This is a genomic window from Vibrio sp. ABH4_348 (assembly GCF_056159765.1).
Window position 1 is genome coordinate 1,272,999 of sequence record NZ_JBSWVW010000001.1, and the last position, 20,520, is coordinate 1,293,518.

Annotated in this window: 19 protein-coding genes; all 19 read left to right on the forward strand. The window is 45.1% G+C overall.

What is annotated here, in order from left to right; genetic code table 11:
- Positions 1-5: 5 nt before the first annotated feature.
- The 19 genes from pheT (at position 6) to ACXAFJ_RS05785 (ending at position 20,494) form a co-directional block, all read left to right on the forward strand.
- Entirely contained in the window at positions 6-2,393 is a 2,388-nt protein-coding gene (gene pheT, locus ACXAFJ_RS05695; protein WP_475322022.1) for a phenylalanine--tRNA ligase subunit beta, read from the forward strand.
- Between the two features lie 541 nt (positions 2,394-2,934).
- A complete protein-coding gene (locus ACXAFJ_RS05700) occupies positions 2,935-3,891 on the forward strand; it encodes a sugar kinase (protein WP_475322023.1) in 957 nt (318 codons plus the stop codon).
- Between the two features lie 19 nt (positions 3,892-3,910).
- The gene (locus ACXAFJ_RS05705) at positions 3,911-4,540 is read left to right on the forward strand and encodes a bifunctional 4-hydroxy-2-oxoglutarate aldolase/2-dehydro-3-deoxy-phosphogluconate aldolase (protein WP_475322024.1); all 630 of its coding nucleotides are present in this window, start codon (positions 3,911-3,913) and stop codon (positions 4,538-4,540) included.
- Positions 4,541-4,561: 21 nt separating this feature from the next.
- Positions 4,562-6,178, forward strand: coding sequence for a SulP family inorganic anion transporter (locus tag ACXAFJ_RS05710; RefSeq protein ID WP_475322026.1), 1,617 nt, complete (start codon positions 4,562-4,564; stop codon positions 6,176-6,178).
- A 2-nt stretch (positions 6,179-6,180) separates the two neighbouring features.
- Positions 6,181-7,197, forward strand: coding sequence for a UDP-glucose 4-epimerase GalE (galE, locus tag ACXAFJ_RS05715; RefSeq protein WP_475322027.1), 1,017 nt, complete (start codon positions 6,181-6,183; stop codon positions 7,195-7,197).
- Between the two features lie 23 nt (positions 7,198-7,220).
- A complete protein-coding gene (locus tag ACXAFJ_RS05720) occupies positions 7,221-8,273 on the forward strand; it encodes a UDP-glucose--hexose-1-phosphate uridylyltransferase (protein ID WP_475322029.1) in 1,053 nt (350 codons plus the stop codon).
- Positions 8,274-8,445: 172 nt separating this feature from the next.
- The gene (gene kduD / locus ACXAFJ_RS05725) at positions 8,446-9,207 is read left to right on the forward strand and encodes a 2-dehydro-3-deoxy-D-gluconate 5-dehydrogenase KduD (RefSeq protein ID WP_475322031.1); all 762 of its coding nucleotides are present in this window, start codon (positions 8,446-8,448) and stop codon (positions 9,205-9,207) included.
- Positions 9,208-9,383: 176 nt separating this feature from the next.
- On the forward strand, positions 9,384-10,556 hold the full coding sequence (locus tag ACXAFJ_RS05730) for a glycoside hydrolase family 88 protein (RefSeq protein ID WP_475322033.1): 1,173 nt from the start codon (positions 9,384-9,386) through the stop codon (positions 10,554-10,556).
- A 143-nt stretch (positions 10,557-10,699) separates the two neighbouring features.
- A complete protein-coding gene (gnpA, locus tag ACXAFJ_RS05735) occupies positions 10,700-12,886 on the forward strand; it encodes a 1,3-beta-galactosyl-N-acetylhexosamine phosphorylase (RefSeq protein WP_475322034.1) in 2,187 nt (728 codons plus the stop codon).
- Between the two features lie 78 nt (positions 12,887-12,964).
- Complete coding sequence (locus ACXAFJ_RS05740; protein ID WP_475322036.1) at positions 12,965-15,025, forward strand: polysaccharide lyase family 8 super-sandwich domain-containing protein; 2,061 nt, start codon at positions 12,965-12,967, stop codon at positions 15,023-15,025.
- The gene (locus tag ACXAFJ_RS05745; RefSeq protein ID WP_475322038.1) at positions 15,022-15,351 is read left to right on the forward strand and encodes a cupin domain-containing protein; all 330 of its coding nucleotides are present in this window, start codon (positions 15,022-15,024) and stop codon (positions 15,349-15,351) included. The genes ACXAFJ_RS05740 and ACXAFJ_RS05745 overlap by 4 nt, the downstream gene beginning before the upstream one ends.
- Positions 15,352-15,514: 163 nt before the next feature.
- Positions 15,515-15,952, forward strand: coding sequence for a GNAT family N-acetyltransferase (locus tag ACXAFJ_RS05750; protein WP_475322040.1), 438 nt, complete (start codon positions 15,515-15,517; stop codon positions 15,950-15,952).
- 77 nt (positions 15,953-16,029) lie between these two features.
- A complete protein-coding gene (ohrR, locus tag ACXAFJ_RS05755) occupies positions 16,030-16,509 on the forward strand; it encodes a transcriptional regulator OhrR (RefSeq protein ID WP_475322042.1) in 480 nt (159 codons plus the stop codon).
- Between the two features lie 214 nt (positions 16,510-16,723).
- A complete protein-coding gene (locus tag ACXAFJ_RS05760) occupies positions 16,724-16,966 on the forward strand; it encodes a hypothetical protein (RefSeq protein WP_475322043.1) in 243 nt (80 codons plus the stop codon).
- Between the two features lie 62 nt (positions 16,967-17,028).
- Positions 17,029-17,502, forward strand: a complete 474-nt coding sequence (locus tag ACXAFJ_RS05765; RefSeq protein WP_475322045.1) for an N-acetyltransferase family protein — start codon at positions 17,029-17,031, stop codon at positions 17,500-17,502.
- A 359-nt stretch (positions 17,503-17,861) separates the two neighbouring features.
- Positions 17,862-18,272: an NUDIX domain-containing protein gene (locus ACXAFJ_RS05770; RefSeq protein ID WP_475322046.1), complete on the forward strand. Its 411-nt coding sequence runs from the start codon at positions 17,862-17,864 to the stop codon at positions 18,270-18,272.
- A 1-nt stretch (position 18,273) separates the two neighbouring features.
- A complete protein-coding gene (locus tag ACXAFJ_RS05775; protein ID WP_475322048.1) occupies positions 18,274-18,747 on the forward strand; it encodes a GFA family protein in 474 nt (157 codons plus the stop codon).
- Between the two features lie 26 nt (positions 18,748-18,773).
- The gene (locus ACXAFJ_RS05780) at positions 18,774-19,670 is read left to right on the forward strand and encodes a DMT family transporter (RefSeq protein ID WP_475322050.1); all 897 of its coding nucleotides are present in this window, start codon (positions 18,774-18,776) and stop codon (positions 19,668-19,670) included.
- A 5-nt stretch (positions 19,671-19,675) separates the two neighbouring features.
- Positions 19,676-20,494 (forward strand): TauD/TfdA dioxygenase family protein, encoded by an 819-nt coding sequence (locus ACXAFJ_RS05785; RefSeq protein WP_475322051.1) that lies wholly within the window; start codon positions 19,676-19,678, stop codon positions 20,492-20,494.
- The last annotated feature ends 26 nt before the right edge of the window (positions 20,495-20,520 follow it).

Genomic DNA, 20,520 nt, shown 5'->3' on the forward strand with positions numbered 1-20,520 from the left:
AAAACATGAAATTTAGCGAATCGTGGCTACGTGAATGGGTTAGCCCTGATGTAAATACTGAGCAACTTGCTCACCAAATCACAATGGCTGGTTTAGAAGTAGATGACGTTTTGCCTGTTGCTGGTGAATTCACTGGCGTAAAAGTAGGTAAGGTTGTCGAATGTGGTCAACATCCTGATGCAGACAAACTTCGTGTAACCAAAGTCGACGTCGGCGAAGACGAACTTCTAGATATCGTTTGTGGTGCTCCCAACTGTCGCCAAGGCCTGAAAGTGGCTGTTGCAACCGTTGGCGCTGTTCTGCCGGGTGATTTCAAAATCAAAAAGGCAAAACTGCGTGGTCAACCTTCTCACGGTATGCTTTGTTCGTTCTCTGAGCTAGGTATCGACGTTGAATCAGACGGCATCTTGGAATTAGTTGAAGATGCACCAATTGGTCAAGATTTTCGTGAGTTCTTATCGCTTAACGATGTCACTATCGATGTAGACTTGACGTCAAACCGCGCCGATTGCTTTAGCCTACGTGGTTTGGCTCGCGAAGTTGGTGTACTAAATCGCCTAGATGCTAACGAGCCAACTGTCGAGGCAGTATCCCCAAGTATTGATGATACCGTTTCTATTGACGTTAAAGCGCCAGCTGCTTGTCCGCGTTACCTTGGCCGTGTTGTTAAGAACGTTAATGTGAAAGCAGAGACGCCACTTTGGATGCAAGAAAAATTGCGTCGTTGTGGAATTCGTTCTATTGACCCGGTCGTAGACATTACTAACTACGTGCTGCTTGAGCAAGGTCAGCCAATGCATGCATTTGATTTGGCTAAGATCGAAGGTGGCATTGTGGTTCGTCTTGCGGAAGCGGGCGAAAAACTCACCTTGCTAGATGGCAATGAAGTTGAACTGACAGCTGAAACACTTGTTATTGCTGACCACAATAAAGCACTAGCCATTGGCGGTGTATTTGGTGGTGAAGAATCTGGTGTTACTTCTGAAACAACAGACATCTTGTTTGAATGTGCGTTCTTCGCTCCGGATCATATCCGTGGTCGCGCAAGAACTTATGGTCTGCATACTGATTCTTCAATGCGCTACGAGCGTGGTGTGGATTACGATTTGCAGTACCATGCAATGGAGCGCGCGACTCAGCTTTTGGTTGAGATTTGTGGCGGTGAAGTTGCTCCAGTTGTGGCGGTTGAATCAGAAGCGGATCTTCCTAAGCCAAATACTGTTTCCTTGCGTCGTGAAAAGCTAGATGACTTGTTAGGTCACCATATCCCAGATTCTGATGTGGTTGAAATTCTAGAAAGACTAGGTCTGACTGTTGTAACAACAGACAATGGTTGGTCAGCGACGGCACCAACATGGCGTTTTGACATTGCTATCGAACAAGACTTGATAGAAGAAGTCGGTCGAATCTACGGTTACGACAACATTCCTAATCAAGCGCCAATTGCTACGCTAGCAATGAATGATCACAAAGAAGCACGTCTGCCGCTAAAACGCGTTCGCGATTTATTGGTTGACCGCGGTTTCTACGAAGCTATCACTTACAGCTTTGTTGAGCCAGAGCAGCAGAAACTCATTGTTCCAGAAGTCGACGCATTGATTCTGCCAAACCCAATTTCTGCTGATATGTCAGCAATGCGCTTGAACCTAATTCAAGGCTTGCTGAATACGGTTTCTCGCAACCAAAAACGTCAGCAATCTCGTGTACGAGTATTTGAACACGGTTTGCGTTTTATTCCTGATGAGTCAGCTGAGAACGGCATTCGCCAAGAACCAATGCTGGCAGCAGTGATTTCTGGTGCGCGTAGCGAAGAGCATTGGTCAATTGAGACAGAAACCGTTGACTTCTTTGACTTGAAAGGTGACCTAGAAGCGATTCTTGAGCTTACAGTTAAAGACAAGTCATTTAGTTTTGTTCCAGCTGAGCATCCTGCACTACACCCAGGGCAAACCGCAGCTATCGTCATTGATGATGTACCAGTTGGTATCATTGGTACCGTTCACCCAGACCTTGAGCGCAAATTTGGCTTGAACGGCCGCACTATTGCCTTTGAGATTGAGTGGAATGCGATCGCTGAGCGTGTAATTCCTGAAGCTGTAACTCTATCTAAGTTCCCATCAAACCGTCGTGATATCGCTTTGGTTGTTGATGAGACGGTAAGTTCTAGCGACGTTGTCGATGCTTGTCTTGCATCGGAAGCGGAATTCTTAGTAGACGCTAGCTTGTTCGACGTTTACCAAGGTAAAGGCGTTGAAGAAGGTAAGAAAAGTTTGGCTATTGCACTGAGCTTGCTATCTACTGAACGCACCTTAGAAGATACGGATATTCAAGCAGCAGTAGACGCTGCAGTTGCAAAAGCATCTGAACTGACTGGTGCTGTGTTGCGTGACTAACTATTGGTGTGTTGATCAACACGCTTTTGAATCAAGAGCCCGGACTTTGTCCGGGTTTTTTTATGTCTACCTTTTCTCTGCTGATTTAAGTTTTTGTCTATCTCATCAGCGTCGCAACAAATTAAGCTATGCTCATTTAAGCCCCAAAAAAAGAGTGCTCAGTTAACTGAGCACTCTGGCTATTCAAAATCCTCGACAGGAACAGCTATATCCGAACCGTTGTGTGTACAGCATTTACGCTGGCGGCCAAGCAAACACAAGGCATAGCTAGGGGTTTATCCAAGACTTTGAATGGTAAGAAAACGCAACGTTTTTCTTACTGGGTACCTTTCAGTGTAGACACAGATCTTTTCACTCGCCAATTGTCAATACATTTCCTTAAGAACAAAAATGCATATAAGGATCCTATCCCTTTCAAAAAGCAAAAGATCATAATTTATAAAAATAAAATGCCGTTTTACTATGTGGCTCACACAAATTGAGTGCTAAAATCATTTAAAATGAAATCACGTTTCAAATAAGCCAGTATGCTGTGCTGGCCATGTTAAAGCATCGAGTTGAAGTAATGGGCTTAACAAAAATTGCCGTGATCGGCGAATGTATGGTTGAAATTCAAGAGTCCGGACAAGGCATGCGCCAAGGTTTCGGTGGAGATACACTCAATACGGCAGTCTACCTTGCTCGATTGACTGGTCAGTCTGATCTAGACATCACGACGCGTTATTTTACTGCGCTAGGGGCAGATGCTCTCAGCACCAAAATGATTTCTGCTTGGGAACATGAGGGTGTGGATAGTCAATATGTCGCCAGATATGAAGACAAGCTTCCCGGTTTGTACATGATCAACAATTTGCCGAATGGTGAACGAGAATTTTACTACTGGCGCAATGATGCGGCAGTAAGAGAATGGCTAGATCGCGAAAGTGAAGAAAAGCTCTACGACCAATTAAGCGGTCACCAGATCATTTACTTGTCTGGCATCACTTTAGCGGTTCAATCTCCGGAAAACACGGCAAAGCTGTTTAGATTGCTAACTCGCTTAAAACTTGAAGGCGCCAAAATCGTCTTTGATTCAAATTATCGTCCAAGACTCTGGGTGTCGCCAGCTCAGGCGAGGATCCGTTACGAGCAACTATACCGCCTAGTTGATATTGCGTTGTTAACGTTCGATGACGAGCAACTTCTATACGGTGACACCAGTATTGAAGACACCAAAAAACGACTACAACCTTATGAGCTGGATGTATTAGTACTCAAGCAGGGTGGTGACGGTTGTCAGGTGATAACCAAAGATGAAGAAACTCTGGTACCAACTCAGAAGCTTCACAAAGCAGTGGATACCACCGCAGCTGGTGACTCGTTCAACGCGGGTTTTCTATTCAAACTGATTCAAACTCAAGACCCAATTCAAGCTGCTAAGGCAGGGCATGCGTTAGCGGGCGAAGTTATTCGCCACAAAGGGGCGATCATCGAACGCCACCATATGCCAAAAATCTAAACTAATCATGGAGTTCACTATGAGCGAGTTGTCGCTAGAACAAAAACTACAGGCACTAAAAGTTGTACCTGTGATTGCAATTAACGACGCTGAGCAAGCGGTCGGTTTAGCCAAAACCTTAGTTGATAACGGGTTGCCTTGTGCAGAGGTCACATTCCGTACCGAAGCCGCTGCCGAATCTATCCGTTTGATGCGTGAAGCGTACCCAGAAATGCTGATTGGCGCGGGTACTGTATTGACCACTCAGCAGGTTGACCAGGCCATTGAAGCCGGTGTGGATTTTGTTGTGAGCCCGGGCTTTAACCCAACGACCGTTCGTTACTGTCAGCAACGCGGTGTAGCGATTGTTCCAGGCGTGAACAACCCAAGCCTAGTTGAGCAAGCAATGGAAATGGGTCTAAAAACGCTGAAGTTTTTCCCAGCCAGCGCCTCTGGCGGTACTGGAATGCTTAAAGCACTAAACGCGGTTTACCCAGTGAACTTTATGCCAACAGGTGGTGTTTCAGCAGCGAACATTGGTGAGTATCTAGAGATACCTTCAGTGTTGGCGTGTGGTGGTACATGGATGGTACCGGGCAAACTTATCGATAACGAAAACTGGGAAGAGATTGGTAAGCTAGTTCAAGACGCAGTATCTGCGTTGGCATAACAGATAAGAGAAAGCAGCAGTATGGCTTCGAATTTGTTCACACCGTTTCTCACTTGGTGGCCAAGTGTTAATCGCAATACATTAAAAGCAGATGTTCTCGCGGGGTTAACCGGTGCGATTATTGTGCTCCCTCAAGGTATTGCTTATGCGATGATTGCAGGCTTACCACCAGTGTATGGCCTGTATACGGCAATAGTTCCTGCCATACTTGCTGCAATGTTTGGTTCCTCTCGGCACCTTATATCTGGACCAACGGCGGCGTTGTCCGTCATTGTTTTTACTACCATCAGCCCGTTTGCTGAGCCGGGCACACCACTTTACATACAGTTGTGTCTCACACTGACGTTATGTGCCGGTATTCTTCAGCTATTGATGGGAATGCTGCGCTTTGGCGCGGTGGTCAACTTTGTATCGCACTCAGTGGTATTGGGTTTCACTGCTGGCGCTGCGGTAGTGATTAGCGCCAGCCAGCTCAAGCATGTATTTGGATTAGAGTATCAATCGGGTAGCACCGCAATTGATAACCTGATTCTATTTGCAAACCACATTGGCGATACCAATGTGGTTGCATCGCTTATAGGTTTGATCACGATTGCAGTTTGTGTGCTGATTAAACGCGTCTATCCCAAACTGCCCAATATGCTTTTTGCTATGCTGGCCGCAATGGCACTGGCGTATTTACTTAATGGCCAAGGGCAAGATGTTCGCCTAGTGGGTGAAGTATCCAGCGCATTTTTACAGCTTTCAGTTCCTGGCTTCGACTGGACCACGATAGAGTCCATGGCGACCGGCATTATTGCCGTTGCCTTATTAGGTCTAGTCGAAGCCATTTCTATCGGGCGCTCGGTTGCACTCAAATCTAAACAGCGCATTGATAGTAACCAAGAATTTGTCGGACAGGGCGTTTCCAATATCGCTGGCGCATTCTTCTCTTGCTATGTGTCGTCGGGCTCATTTACTCGCAGCGGTGTTAATTACACCAGTGGCGCGCAGACCCCACTTGCTTCGGTATTTGCAGCGTTATTCCTGCTGCTGATCATGATGTTTTTTGCCGATTACGCTGCCTATATCCCGATTGCAGGTATGGGCGGATTGTTATTGGTTGTCGCTTATAACCTAGTGGATGTTGAGCACATTAAAGATGTGATTGAGCACGACAAGAAAGAAGCGCTGGTGTTGGTGTCCACGTTTATCGCCGCTTTGTTCTTACATCTTGAACTGTCGATCTATGTTGGTGTTGCGGTGTCCTTATATTTCTATTTGCGTAAAACGTCTAGACCGCAAGTTGACGTGTTGGACGAGGATGATTTCGAAGATCACTACCCACTCGATCAAGACACCAAAATCGTCAGAATCAATGGCTCGATATTTTTTGGTTGTGTGCAGCACCTAGACCAAGAGCTTAAAAACTTAAATGCCAAGCGGCTCATTATTCTCGGTCGGGGTATTAACTTTATCGACCACTTGGGTGTGCAAATGCTGGATGAATTTGTCTCGCAAAGCCAGCAAGACATCTATTTCTGTCGATTCAAATCCACGCCCAAACAGACGCTTTTGAAACAAGCTCATCATATTAACGAAGAGCAGTTTAATGACAGATTAACTCCTTTATTAACGAGATTTAGCCAAGAGACTTAACAATGAAAATACTGGTAACAGGAGGTTGTGGCTACATAGGAAGTCACGCCTGTGTGTCCTTAACCCAAGCTGGCTACACGCCAATTATTTTGGACAACTTTTGTAACAGCAGCCCGGCGATTTTGGCACCGTTAGAAAACTTAATGGGAAAGAGTCCAATCTACTACGAGGGTGACATCCGTGACAGCGTGATTTTGAGCCGCATATTTAGCGAGCATGATATTGATGCCGTTATCCATTTTGCAGGCTTAAAAGCGGTGGGTGAGTCGGTTGAAAAACCACTTCATTATTACGATAACAACGTCAGTGGAACGCTGAATCTTGTCGATGCAATGGCGAAAGCAGATGTTAAAACCTTGATCTTTAGCTCTTCAGCAACGGTGTACGGCGATCCTAAGCGCGTTCCGATTAAAGAAACGGACGAAACAGGTGGTACGACTAACCCATATGGTACGAGTAAACATATGGTTGAACGTTGTCTGACTGACTATGCGGCTGCGAATTCAGATTGGAGCATCACTTTACTTAGATACTTCAATCCAATTGGTGCACACCCATCGGGCACTATTGGTGAAGACCCAAGTGGTATTCCAAACAATCTAATGCCATTCATTACACAAGTAGCGGTGGGCAGACGCGAAGTCTTATCCATCTTTGGCGATGACTACCCAACCAAAGATGGTACGGGTGTACGTGACTACATTCACGTTGAAGATCTGGTTGACGGTCATATTGCCGCCCTTGAAAAGAAAGGCAAAGAGTCTGGTTTACATGTTTACAACCTAGGCACCGGCAATGGCGTCAGTGTGTTGGAAATGGTTGAAGCAATGAATGAAACCACGGGTCGATTGCTGGCTACCAAAATTGAGCCGCGCCGAGCAGGGGACATTGCCGAGTGCTATGCCGATGCAACTAAAGCAGAAGCTGAACTTGGTTGGACTGCAAAGTACACATTGAGTGACATGGTTGCCCACAGTTGGAACTGGCAAAAACTGAATCCAACTGGCTACCAGAAGTAATCAATCTTTTAAGAGTAAGCGTTATGAGTAACCACACAGAATTCGATGCAACAGAGCATCCACATCGTCGTTTTAATCCGCTAATTGGCGAATGGATCTTGGTGTCTCCACACCGTGCAAAAAGACCATGGCAAGGACAGCAAGAAGCAACCGAAGATCAGCAATTGCCATCTTATGATAAGAGCTGTTTCCTTTGTCCGAGCAATGAACGCATTAGTGGTGATGTAAATCCAGACTACAAAGGCACTTTTGTTTTTAAAAATGATTTTGCTGCACTGACTCCTGGTGCTCCGATGGCTGATACCCATCACGATCCGTTACTTAAAATGGAAAGTGCTCGCGGCGAGAGCCGAGTTATTTGTTTTTCTCCTGATCACAGTAAAAGCTTGCCTGAGTTGCCGCTTGAAGCGATCCACCACGTAGTCGATACCTGGGTTGAGCAAACACAAGATCTTGGTGAGCAGTATCCTTGGGTACAAGTGTTTGAAAACAAAGGCGCCACTATGGGGTGCTCTCAGCCTCATCCACACGGTCAGATTTGGGCAAATAGCTTTATTCCCACTGAAGTCGCGAAAAAAGACACACACCAAGCGAATTATTTTGCTGAGCATGGTCGTCAGTTGTTAGCAGACTACGTCTCTCGTGAGCTTGAGCACCAAGAGCGCGTTGTTGTAGAGACGGAACATTGGGTTGTTGTTGTGCCTTATTGGGCAGCTTGGCCGTTTGAAACTATGGTCTTACCAAAATCGCCAGCAGCGCGATTGACGGATTTAACCGCTGAGCAAAAAACCGATCTCTCTGCGGCAATCAAAGCCATCACCATTAAATACGACAATTTGTTTAACTGCTCTTTCCCTTATTCAATGGGTTGGCACGGCGCACCATTTAAGCAAGACGAGTCGCCAGAGCATTGGGTCGTTCACGCCAGTTTTTATCCGCCACTTCTAAGAAGTGCAACGGTTAGAAAGTTCATGGTCGGGTACGAAATGTTTGCAGAAAGCCAGCGTGACCTGACTCCTGAGCAGGCGGCAGAGCGACTACGTTCGTTGCCAGGCATACACTACAAACAAAAGTAGTGCATCACATTTGATAAGTTGTCAGGAATTGTGCCTGAGCCTTATCACATTAACTAAAGACAAAATTTTTTTGACTTTAAATCTAGATGAAACAATGTTTCAATAAATAAAAATCAGAGTTTCTTTCTCGTTTTATGGAGAAACGAAACCAAAAAAACAAAAGGTAGTAGTAATGATTTTGGATTCATTCAATCTTGACGGTAAGGTTGCACTAGTAACGGGTTGTAATACCGGTCTTGGCCAAGCTATGGCGGTAGCGTTGGCACAAGCGGGCTGTGATATCGTTGGCGTTAACTATTCTGATCCTGAAGGCACACCTGCAATGGTCGAAAAACACGGCCGTAAGTTCCACTCAATCATTGCTGATTTAAGCAAACACGAAGAAATCAACCGCGTTGTTGATGAAGCAGTAAGCCTAGCGGGACGTCTTGATGTGTTGGTTAACAACGCGGGTATCATCCGCCGTAACGACGCAATCGACTTTACTGAGCAAGATTGGGATGACGTTATGAACGTCAACATCAAGAGCGTATTCTTTATGTCTCAAGCGGTGGCTAAGCAATTCTTGTCACAAGGTAACGGCGGTAAGATCATCAATATCGCGTCTATGTTGTCTTTCCAAGGTGGTATCCGTGTTCCGTCTTACACAGCCTCTAAGAGCGCGGTAATGGGTGTTACCCGTCTACTGGCAAATGAGTGGGCATCAAAAGGCATCAACGTCAATGCGATTGCTCCGGGTTACATGGCAACAAACAACACGGAAGCATTGCGTGCTGACGAAAAACGTAATCAAGAAATCCTAGAGCGTATTCCTGCAAATCGTTGGGGCCTACCGACTGACCTTGCTGGTCCAGCTGTATTCTTAGCGTCACCAGCGTCTGACTACGTTAACGGCTACACAGTGGCGGTTGATGGTGGTTGGCTTGCACGCTAATTAACACCGATAACAAAGGGCTGCATTTCGCAGCCCTTTTTGTTTTTACGAATAAAAATGAAATGCTGTTTTAAAAATGTGAGCGAGATTAATGATTCACTGTAAAGAGTGATTTATTATTAAAACATCGCAAGCATTAGTGTTTTGCTGCTGCAATTTATAGAGAGTGTATTCCTATGACCGAATCAATCCAGCTTCGTGCTCTGCCAAAAGCGTTAGACGAGCAACGAGTGCTAAATCATCTTCACACTGTTGTCGATTCAATTAAACGCAACATCCCAAAAATCGGTGAGCGCAACCCAAAGATTGGTACTGAAAACCACAACTGGCAGTACTGTGAGCAATTTGACTGGGTATCTTCATTTTGGACGGGTCAACTTTGGCTAGCTTACCAAATGACGTCAGAGCAGCAGTTCAAAAACAGCGCTAAATTGCGCAAGAGCTACTTTGCGGACATGCTACTAGATCCGTTCTGGTTGGATCACGATTTGGGTTTCCAATACAGCTTAAGCTGCGTGGCAGACTACAAGCTTACAGGCGATGAAGAATCAAAGATGATGGCGATTCGCGCTGCTGATCACCTGATTCATCGCTTTAGAAAAATCGGTGGTTATATCGTTGCTTGGAATGATACTCACCCGCTTGGCCCTGAAATTACTCAAGGCAAATCAATCATTGATTCGCTGCAGAACACAGCATTGCTTTACTGGGCATCAGAAGTTACTGGCTCACCGGTCTACGCCAAAGCGGCAACCCGCCACAGCGAAACACTAGCGAAGCACATCGTGCGTGATGACTTCTCAACTTACCACTCGTTTAACTTCCACCCAGTGACTCAAGAGCCAATCAAAGGCGAAACCTTCCAAGGTTACGCAGATGATTCTTGTTGGGCGCGAGGTCAGTCTTGGGCGGTACACGGTTTTGCACAAACTTACCTTTACACAGGTGACAAGAAGTTCCTCGAGCTTGCGAAGAAGCTAGGCCGCTATGCGGTTGAGCAAATCACAGACGATGGTGTTCCTGTCTGGGATTACTCACTACCGTTAGATGAAATCCAGTACAAAGACAGCTCTGCGGGTGCGATTACAGCAGCGGGTCTATTACTGATTTCTCAGTGCATCGAAGACAACGAAGAAGAAGCAAAACAGTTCCGTGACTGGGGTTTGTTCTTGCTGCAAGGTCTGATGGATAGCTGTGACTTAACAGCTGATGAAAATGCCTTGGGTCTACTGGCTCACGGTGCGTCATTTGTCAAAGTCGGCCTATGCGACAACATGCTTCCTTACGGTGATTACTACTACCTTGAAGCACTGATGCGCGCTAACGGATATCAGAAGTTCTTCTGGTAATTCCTCAGTCTTTTCAAAGACACAGATTTAAGTAATTGCGGGCGGTTGGGATAGTTTGCCCTTTACAGATTCCAATCGCTCGTCCCTTTTGTAAGACCCTTTAAGAAGATTCCCTTCTTACTATCCATTGTTGGAGATTAGCCATGACTACGGCGACCAATGGCAAAGGCCATATGACACTTCCTGTCGAAGTTGGACAAGAAGAAGTAGTGTTAGATCTATACAAGCGCTGGCAAGCGGACGCATTACGCGACAGTGATGGGACCACAATGCCAGATTCATTGGCTCAGCAAGATAGCGATATCTATTCTGTTATGTGTTTGGTTCGTGCAGATCAAGAATTTGCTAACCAGCATCCAGAATACCTACACCGCAAATACTTGATGTCTTTCCCTGTGACCGCAATGGACGAAACGGTTGTGATCAACCCGCTAGATGGTTACAGCAAAGATAAATACGAGCTTGACGATGACAGCAATCCAAAAGATTGGTGGGAAGTACGTAACCGCACTACCAACGAAGTGATCAGCAAAGACAACTGGGACTTTGATATTGCAAACAGTACGGTCACTGTAACCAATGTGACCCCATACCATGAGTACGCCGTGACATTTATGGCGCGCCAAGTGTGGGACAGCGTGTCTATGTACAATGCGCTAACCAACGATTGGAAAGGGCCACGAATCAAGAGCTTGGACCCGTACCACCCAGAGTGCCGCGCGCATCTTATTAAATATTTTCAAAAGTGGTTGGACGAGCATCCAAACACTACCGTAGTGCGTTTTACCACGTTTGCGTTCCTATTTGTCATTGATACGGGTGAGAAAAACCAAGATATCTACCGCGACTGGACTGGCTATGGCGAAACGGTTAGCCCACGTGCGCTAGAAGATTTTGAAAAACGCTTTGGCTACAAGTTGTCACCAGAAGATTTTGTCGATGCTGGTTACTACAACGGGACTTACAAGGTGCCAAGTCAGCGTTACCGCGACTGGATGACGTTTGTGCAAGATTTCGTGGTCGAGTTTGCAGGTGAACTGGTTGAAATGGCACACAAAGCGGGCAAAAAAACCGCGATGTTCCAAGGTGACCACTGGATTGGTACTGAACCTTTCTTAGCGTCTTACCAAAAGATTGGTTTGGACATCAACATTGGTGCAGTAGAAGACGGTGTGGCATTGCGTCGTTTAACGGATTCTGACGGCGATCAGATTCGCGAAGCGCGTTTTTACCCATACTTCTTCCCAGATGTGTTCCGCGAAGGCAACGATCCAGTTGTCGAGTCTATGTCTAACTGGACTAAGATTCGCCGCGCAATGCTGCAAAAGCCGCTTGATCGCATTGGTTACGGTGGTTACTTGTCACTAGCGAATAAATTCCCACACTTTATTGATCACGTTACTGAGATTTCGGCGGAGTTTGGTGAATACCTAGAAAACACGCAAAGAACCGAATCGAAAAAAGTGGCGGGCAAAATTGCCGTGCTAAGTGCGTGGGGTAAAGCGCGTAGCTGGCTACAAAACCAAGCGAAAGATCAGCGCTTCTACGTGCCACCACGTCCAGACGTGATGGAGTTTGTTGGTAACAACTTGCTAGAGTGTCTATCTGGTTTGCCATTTGAAGTGGAATTTATCAGCTTTGAAGACATCGCCACTAACGGTATCAGCGATGACATCAAAGTCGTGATCAATACTGGTGATGCGAATTCTGCATGGAGCGGCGGTGATTGTTGGGACAACGCGGACGTATTGGTTGAACTGCGTAAGTTTGTTGCCAATGGCGGCGGCTTGTTGGGCGTAACTGATCCATCGGCATTCCAGAAGAACGGACGTTACTTCCAGTTGGGTGACGTGTTCGGCTTAGAGAAAGAAACGGCACTCACTATGGGTCGTGTAGCAATGCCTCTAGAGCTCGATACAGCGCATTACTTGAGCCAATTCGTGTCATCTGACATTGATTTTGGTAACGCAAGTTACGTCTACCCACAAGCAGAAAACTTATCTGTGATTGCAGCTCAAGGTCAGCACCTTGCGTTGACAGCACGTGAATACGGCGAGGGTAGAGCGGTTTACTTAAGCAACTTACCTTTCGATATGACCAATGCCCGTTTGCTTCAACACATCCTAGTATGGCTTGGCCAAAACGATGCGCAAGAACAACCATGGTTGTCTAAGCATACATTGGTGGACGTGGCTTACTTCCCTGAAACGGGTAAAGCAACCGCGGTTAACTTTAGCGCGCAGCCGCAAACCACATCTGTGCTAGATACTAAAGGCAATACGGTTGAACTGTCATTAGCACCTTACGAGTGGAAGTGGCTCGACGCCTAATCTAACCAAGAGTTTGGGGTGCCTTCTGGCACCCCTTTTTGTTTTACCAGATTTCATTCAGTTATTGAGGACGTCTTTATGGTTTCTCAACACCATATTGAAATAAAGACCAAACTGGCCGATTTGTACTCCGAGCTCAGCCTAGGGCCTTTTGAGAGCGGTGAATTGTCAGAGCGCAAAAACAAACTTATTTCAGATTTTGAAGCCAATCGAGGTTGGCCTGATATTGACTTACCAGAGGGTAAAAAAGATGGCTTGATACTTAAAGCCTACTTGGAAAACGTTAATTTTATTGCTGCGTTCGCTTATCGATTTAACGACGATGAGTCTATTAAAACGAGCATTGCCGCTTTGGAATACTGGTTCTCATTAGATCTGGAAAACTGGAATTGGTGGTGGAATCAGATTGGGCCGCAGCGTTATCTCGGCCCTATCGCGTTTTACATTGAAGATTCATTGACTGACACGTTAAAGCAACAGCTTAGCGCCATTTTTCCTACGAGCCCGTCAATGACAGGCGCCAACTTGGCCGATTTGTGTCAAGCCAGTGCGTTAGGAGCGTTACTAGATGGAAATTCTGAGCAGTTAAAACAAGCACTTTGCCGCCTTCAAGAAACCTTTGAAATAACCACTTCTGAGGGAATGCAAGCAGACTTTTCATACCAGCAGCACGGCGAACAACTGCAAAATGGTGGCTACGGTGAATCTTTCCTTAATGTGGTGCTACCGTGGGCTTATTCGTCCGTTAATACGCAATTTCGCTTCGAGCAAGCCAATATAGATTTGCTGGTGAACTACTTTTTAGACGGAAGTATGTGGATGACCAAGCAAGGGCGCTGGGATTACAACGTTTGTGGCCGCGCTATTGCTAAACCGGATTTAGAAAAACCGAATTATCACTTGGTTCTGGCGGCTCAAGCCAAGATGCTACTGGATATTAAGCCGCAACTCAGCGCTCGTCTTGAACCTTGCCTTAAACACTTCCAAGGCGAAGACTACCCATATCGGGGCTACAAAAATTTCTGGCGTTCTGACTATTGCGCTTATGTTTCGAAGAACTATTCCGTTTCCGTCAAAGGCAATTCAGAGCGCATCATCCCCATTGAAACCGGCAATCAAGAAAATCTAAAGGGTTTCTGGTTAGGTTTTGGCTCGATGAACATCAATATTGATGGCGATGATTATCGAGATATTTATCCAGCGTGGGATTGGACGAAAATTCCTGGTGTGACTTGTCCACAATGGGAATCGGCTGCTCACGAATGGGGGCAAATAGAACAATCAACCAATTGGACCGGCGGTACGGGAGTCAACGGCCAAGGCTTGTTTGTCTTCCAGCTCGATTGCCAAAACACTCAAGCAATGAAGTCGTGGTTTTTCTATCAAAATACCGTTGTGGCCTTAGGTGCAGGAATCTGTTCCTCTAATCCAAACCCAATTTTTACCACACTGAATCAAACTCGATTGAAAAGTAGCGTGAAGTTGGATAACCAAGATTTGAACGTAAATTGTGTAAAAGATGGTACTTCGACACACGTGAAAACTTGGGTGCACCACAATCGAACCGGATATTGGCTGTTAAAAGGAGATGCCGAACTAAAATGTCCAACTAGGCAAAAAAATTGGCAAGCCATTAACCAGTGGCAAGAAAGTAGTGACGAAGAGGTATCACTGTTTGAGTTATCTATCGCTCACGGCTTAAGCCCAGAAAATCAAGAATATCAGTATGCGATAAGTCTTGATACTTCGGTTGAGCAAATGAATGAGCTAATAGAGCACCCACCGTTTGTGGTCGCTGAAAACACGGCGCAGTTGCAGGCAGTTGTGTTTAAAAATCCGCATGAAGCGCAGTTTGAGTATCCGAGCATTCAAGCCAACTTTGCAGAAAAAACCGACCTTAAACTGTGTGGCGGCATTAGTTTGTCTGTTAGTACAACTTGTTTGCTGGCTATTGAATTTAACCGCGGCGGTATTAACGGCTCTATCTCAACACCGGGCTGCGCTAAAGCGGTACAAGTCATCATTCAGTACAAAGACAAAACGTTTTCTCACACCATAACCACACCAGAAGACCCGCATATGGTTGGAAAATCAGTGGAATTTACAATTAAAAACAATGAACAGTGGAGCATCCAATGACAATTTTTCACTCGAACTCTTTTGAACTTGAGCTCGTAGAACCCGGAATTTCTCGCAAGATCCTTGCTCACAATGACAACATTATGGCTGTCGAAGTCCATTTTTCTGAAGGTGCAATAGGTGTTGCTCATAGCCATGACGCTCACGATCAAATGACGTATGTGATAGCAGGGAAGTTTGAGGTGACGGTCGACGGCGTAACCAAAATCATTGAAAAAGGGGATGGTTTTCTTGCGAGCCGCCACATCGAACACGGTGTAAAAGCGCTGACCGAAGGCGCTGTTTTGCTCGATGTGTTTAACCCTAAGCGCGACGACTTTTTGTAATCAAGATTAAAGCGATAGCTGGCTAATCGCCGAGGGCTTTTATTGGCGGTCTGCACGCTATTGTTTGTTTTATAGAAAAATAAATGTATAAGTATTCCCAAGTACTTGTTTTAGTTAGTCGCCTCGGGTACTTGGGAATTTTGCGATCTATAGGGAAGGGACTTTGTTACAAACGCTGCAAACTAGAAACGCTAAAGAAGCGGACAGTCAATTTTTGTATCAACTCAAAAAGCAAACCGAATTTCAGGCTATAAAAGACACCTTTGGTTGGGATGATAAGATTCAGTGGGACTACCATCTCGAAGAGTTACAGAAAGGTATGCCGACCATAGTCATGCACCAAGATAGGGATATAGGTAGCTTTCTGATCCAAGACCACTCAACGCACAGAGAGTTTGCTCGCTTTTTTATCCTTCCAGAGTACCAAGGACAGGGCTTTGGGCGAGAAATACTATTGCATGCGTTTGATACTTCACTTCCTATTAAACTTAGTGTGTTGAAGGTGAACCCTGTATTGGACTTGTATCGTAAATTTGGCTTTGAAATAGAATCGGATGATCAGTATTTCTTCCATATGATAAAGCCAGCGCGGTCAGTTTAACTCTATCTTTAATGGAGAAATACTTGAGATAAAACTTGTGCGCAATACAATAGTGAAAACTCTAAATGACTTTTCCTATGAGCAATCTCGACGACCAGAAACAAGCCAAACCCAATGACGAAGTGAGCTTAAAGTTGGAAGACCAAATTTGTTTTCCACTTTATAGTGCGGCAAACGCAATGGTTCGCGCTTATCGGCCACTGCTCGATGAAATTGGCCTAACTTACCCGCAATATCTGACCATGATGGTGCTTTGGGAGCAAAATGGTCTTGCCGTCAAGGAATTGGGCGAGCGTCTACATTTAGACTCAGGCACACTGACACCGTTATTGAAGCGTCTGGAATCAAAACATCTGTTGGTTCGCGCTCGCAGTGAAACTGACGAACGTGCTCGAGTCATCAAACTAACGGAGCAAGGCCAACAACTTTACAAACAAGCGCTGTCTATACCAGAACAGCTAGTATGCAATGTTTCTATGAATACTGACGAGTTACTGCAGCTAAAAGCCCTGTGTAATAAGTTACTCTCAGAATCTGATAACACGACAAGTAAATAGAAACGCAATTTACTTCAACTCACGAACTTTTAGCTTGTAAACAGAGCGCTTTTGAAATCGTACTGTAAACATCCAAGTTGATTGTAAATTCCAATTTACAGCGCAACATGTTTGGTATCGGTGTTCTGATTTCAAAATTGATATCAAACAAGAATCTAGGTCACTAGGTCAACTAGCTTTATAGATAGTTAAAGCGAATCTAAGTGGCCTTGTTATGCGAACCTTAACCATCAAAACGATTGGATTTGACACCCAAGAAACAACAGTGGTGCCCATCTCTTGTGCAGACATTCTTTTCCGTTTGTTGCCTAGCTCAATTAAGCAGCTGTTTGATACCAACCCAGAAGCCATGAGCACTTATCAGACTTACACCAAAAGCAAGTTTGTTACTGGAAAATTCCTCGAAATTAGCGATGAACAACAAGGTAAAAAAGCGATATTTACCATATCCGATTAGGTTTAGCGTTTTCCATTTGGGTGACAGTGTAGATATACTGGCGGCAACCCAAAGGAATTTAAATGATCAGACTTGCCACTAAAAACGATGCTCAAGCTATTTCCGCATTGTGTATTAATGTATGGATAGAAACCTATAGCTACAACGGCGTCGAGCCAGTACATGCCGAATATGTATTGGAGAATTTTTCTTGCGCTAACGTGGGTGATTGGATCAAGAATCACATAACCTTTGTGGCGCTTTCCGATTCCCAAGCTGTTGTCGGCGTAATAGTGATCAACGATAACAACGAAATCGTGACGCTTTACGTTCACAGTTGTGCCAAAGGGCAGGGTGTAGGTAAAGCTCTGATAGAACAGGCAAGAAAAAGTCAGAAAGAAAATTCAACTCATCGACCTTTGTTCTTAACTTGCTGGGAAGGCAATGATAGTGCCATCGCCTTTTATCAGAAGGTTGGCTTTATTCAAGCCGGAGAAACTTACTTTGAACTCGGAACAGAGCAACACCGTAATATCATTTTCCGTGATCGAAAATAACAACCTGTTACAGTTAGCGTTTTTGGATTTTTCACTCTTAACTATCTCCCGCCTAACATTTCTCTGACCATCAAGTGACGAACTTGTATCACTCTGTGACCAAATTCGTCTTTCTTGTAGCGAAAACTAAGATTTCGAGTTGCAGCACGTTATGGGAACTCCAATCCGAGTGTGTATCGAACTTGAGATATTATGGGAACAAATTTCAATCGGTGGCGTCAAACTAACTGATGAATATGATGTTTTAGTCTCTTGATTGTATTTCGTTCGTACAAGGTAGCGCCTTTTTTATCTGAATCATCTATCGACTTGAATGGTATTCATTGAGTCTAAGTACATATAAGTGAAGTGGTGACAGTATGCGACATTTAGCTATGGCAATCGTGATTAAAAACGACACTGTTTTGTTGCAACGCCGGCTGCGTCCGGGTAAAGGCATGGTATTTGAATTTCCGGGTGGTTCGGTAGAATCGCGCGAATCCGGGATTGAAGCCGCAAAACGAGAGCTATTTGAAGAAACCAAGTTAACCGCGCGCTCTGTGGTGGGCTGTCACTCGGCGACAAATCAATATGGTGGTGACATTCACTACGTCATATTGACCGTTGATCCGGATGCAGAACCCCAACCAGATTCCCAGAGACAGCAGTCTTTTTACTGGTTAACAGTTGACCAAGTTCCGTTGGCAGATATGTACCCGTCTGACATTAATTTTATTCGAACGCACTTAACGCCATTTGTCACTCACTATGATGCAGCACAGACGGCCTGATGTGAACGAATTAGAAAACTCAAACTTATGTTCCTGTTACACGCAACTACTGAACTTTACGTCTAAACCCATTTACCGCATTCGCTGTCATTGTCTGACCTGCCAGTCGTTCTATCAACATTGGTTCAACGATGAATGCGTGTATTTGGCTCGTGATATCGAAGGTTTAGATCAACTGGACATAACCTTTGAGAGAAAACAAAAAGGCGGAATAGCCATTTTACGTGGAACCTGTAATCAATGTGGTAAACCTGCATTCAGTAAAACACCAGACAACGCGCTTGTTCCTCTGGTGATGTTGCCGACACAACATTGTCCAAATACCCAAGGCATCAAACCGTCAGCAAACTTGTACTATCACCGAAAATCTTATCCCGGCGAGTTTCCTGAATTCAAGCTACGCAGGCCCATCACAAGTTTGGGTTTTGTTGTGTCACTGACTTTACTAAAGCTACCCGCTAGGATGCTCCGCTAGAGCAATTTACAAATTACAAGGAAGTTATGGATAACCACCGGTCTGTTTGGTTCGCGGCCCTTTGGATGTTGGGTACGCTGGCGTCGTTTAGTCTAATGGCAGTTGCTGGCCGCGAACTCAGCAATGTTATGTCAACCACACAAATACTTTTCGTACGCAGTGCAATTGGAGTTGTGGTGGTCTTATTGACCCTGTCAGTAAATTCCAATTTCTCATTATTGAAAACCAAACGAATTGGCTTGCACTTAGGAAGGAACGCCTTCCATTTTGTTGGGCAATACGGTTGGTTTGCAGGTTTGGGATTGATACCTCTCGCACAAGTGGTTGCGATTGAATTTACCGTACCAATTTGGACCGCATTGCTCGCCGCTATTTTGTTGAAAGAAAGATTAACTCTCGCGAAAGTAATTGCGATTGTGTTTGGTCTTATTGGTGTACTCATTATCGTTAAGCCGACAACGTCGAGCTTGGATTTTGGCACGCTATTAGTGTTTATGGCGGCTTGGGGCTATGCCTTTGCTTATGTGGGCACTAAAGCATTGGCGACAACAGAGCATCCAATAAGTATTGTTTTTTATATGTGCGCGATACAGTTGCCAATCGGTGCCGTATTCTCGCTGGGTGATTGGGTACCACCGCAAGGCATTCAATGGGTGTGGTTAACTATTGCAGGTGTGACGGCATTGAGTGCTCACTACTGTATTACACAGGCGATGAAAATCACCGATGCGGCGACCGTAGTGACAATGGATTTTCTAAGATTACCAACTATCGCTATCGTTGGTGGGATTTTTTATGGTGAGTCCCTCGAGATCAGTTTGTTGATTGGTGCTGTAATCATGGTAGTTGGCAACCTAATTGGGCTGCGCAAAACAGGGCGCACAAACAACCGTAATAGAACGGAAACTATAAAAAAGGTTTAAGAAAAATGCGGGTAACGCAACTCACTCCCCATATTGGAGCGGAAGTCACGGACTTTGCGCTTAAGAATGCCAATCACGACCAATGGGATCAGATCAAACAATTACTGTTAACCCACAAAGTTTTGATATTGCGCGACCAATTGCTCACGAAAGAGGAGCATGTCGCCATTGCTAGTGAGTTTGGTGTGGTAGAAAGGGCACATCCATTTTTTCCATTCTGCCCAGATCATGATGCGATAACTTTTATTGAAACCAAGGCCGGATTTCCTCCACTAGAGAGCCATTGGCACACGGATCATACTTGGCGAAACGTTCCTTCAACTCATGGTTTGTTGCACGCTCAGTACATTCCTGAAGTAGGGGGAGATACGCTGTTTGTTTCAATGACGGCGGTGTTTGAGAGCTTATCCGAATCGTTGCAACAAACGCTGAGAGGTCTGAGCGCAGTTCACAGTATGCGTGCATTTGAGAAGGTCAGCGAAGATAAACTCAATCAGTCTTGGCATAAAAATGTGATGAAAACCATTCAAGCACAAGAGTTGGTGGTACATCCATTAGTGAAAACACATCCCCAAACCGGAGATGAAACCCTGTTTTTTAGCCAGCAGTTTGTGAGAGATATTCAAGGTTTAAACGAGCGTGAGAGTAGTGAGTTGCAGAATCAGTTGAGTGAGGTGTGTTTGAAACCGGAGTTTCAATGTCGAGTAAAGTGGCAACCTAATACTCTGGTGATTTGGGACAATCAAGTCACACAGCACTATGCAGTGATTGATTATGGCGATACGCCGAGGAAACTGCACCGAGTGACGGTAAGTCCCAACTAAAAAAGCCCAGCATCAGCTGGGCTTGA

Bases quoted from the DNA above. Each gene is read 5' to 3' on its own strand.
- pheT (WP_475322022.1), top strand. From the start codon at position 6: ATGAAATTTAGCGAATCGTGGCTACGTGAATGGGTTAGCCCTGATGTA.
- ACXAFJ_RS05700 (WP_475322023.1), top strand. From the start codon at position 2,935: ATGTTAAAGCATCGAGTTGAAGTAATGGGCTTAACAAAAATTGCCGTG.
- ACXAFJ_RS05705 (WP_475322024.1), top strand. From the start codon at position 3,911: ATGAGCGAGTTGTCGCTAGAACAAAAACTACAGGCACTAAAAGTTGTA.
- ACXAFJ_RS05710 (WP_475322026.1), top strand. From the start codon at position 4,562: ATGGCTTCGAATTTGTTCACACCGTTTCTCACTTGGTGGCCAAGTGTT.
- galE (WP_475322027.1), top strand. From the start codon at position 6,181: ATGAAAATACTGGTAACAGGAGGTTGTGGCTACATAGGAAGTCACGCC.
- ACXAFJ_RS05720 (WP_475322029.1), top strand. From the start codon at position 7,221: ATGAGTAACCACACAGAATTCGATGCAACAGAGCATCCACATCGTCGT.
- kduD (WP_475322031.1), top strand. From the start codon at position 8,446: ATGATTTTGGATTCATTCAATCTTGACGGTAAGGTTGCACTAGTAACG.
- ACXAFJ_RS05730 (WP_475322033.1), top strand. From the start codon at position 9,384: ATGACCGAATCAATCCAGCTTCGTGCTCTGCCAAAAGCGTTAGACGAG.
- gnpA (WP_475322034.1), top strand. From the start codon at position 10,700: ATGACTACGGCGACCAATGGCAAAGGCCATATGACACTTCCTGTCGAA.
- ACXAFJ_RS05740 (WP_475322036.1), top strand. From the start codon at position 12,965: ATGGTTTCTCAACACCATATTGAAATAAAGACCAAACTGGCCGATTTG.
- ACXAFJ_RS05745 (WP_475322038.1), top strand. From the start codon at position 15,022: ATGACAATTTTTCACTCGAACTCTTTTGAACTTGAGCTCGTAGAACCC.
- ohrR (WP_475322042.1), top strand. From the start codon at position 16,030: ATGAGCAATCTCGACGACCAGAAACAAGCCAAACCCAATGACGAAGTG.
- ACXAFJ_RS05760 (WP_475322043.1), top strand. From the start codon at position 16,724: ATGCGAACCTTAACCATCAAAACGATTGGATTTGACACCCAAGAAACA.
- ACXAFJ_RS05765 (WP_475322045.1), top strand. From the start codon at position 17,029: ATGATCAGACTTGCCACTAAAAACGATGCTCAAGCTATTTCCGCATTG.
- ACXAFJ_RS05770 (WP_475322046.1), top strand. From the start codon at position 17,862: ATGCGACATTTAGCTATGGCAATCGTGATTAAAAACGACACTGTTTTG.
- ACXAFJ_RS05780 (WP_475322050.1), top strand. From the start codon at position 18,774: ATGGATAACCACCGGTCTGTTTGGTTCGCGGCCCTTTGGATGTTGGGT.
- ACXAFJ_RS05785 (WP_475322051.1), top strand. From the start codon at position 19,676: ATGCGGGTAACGCAACTCACTCCCCATATTGGAGCGGAAGTCACGGAC.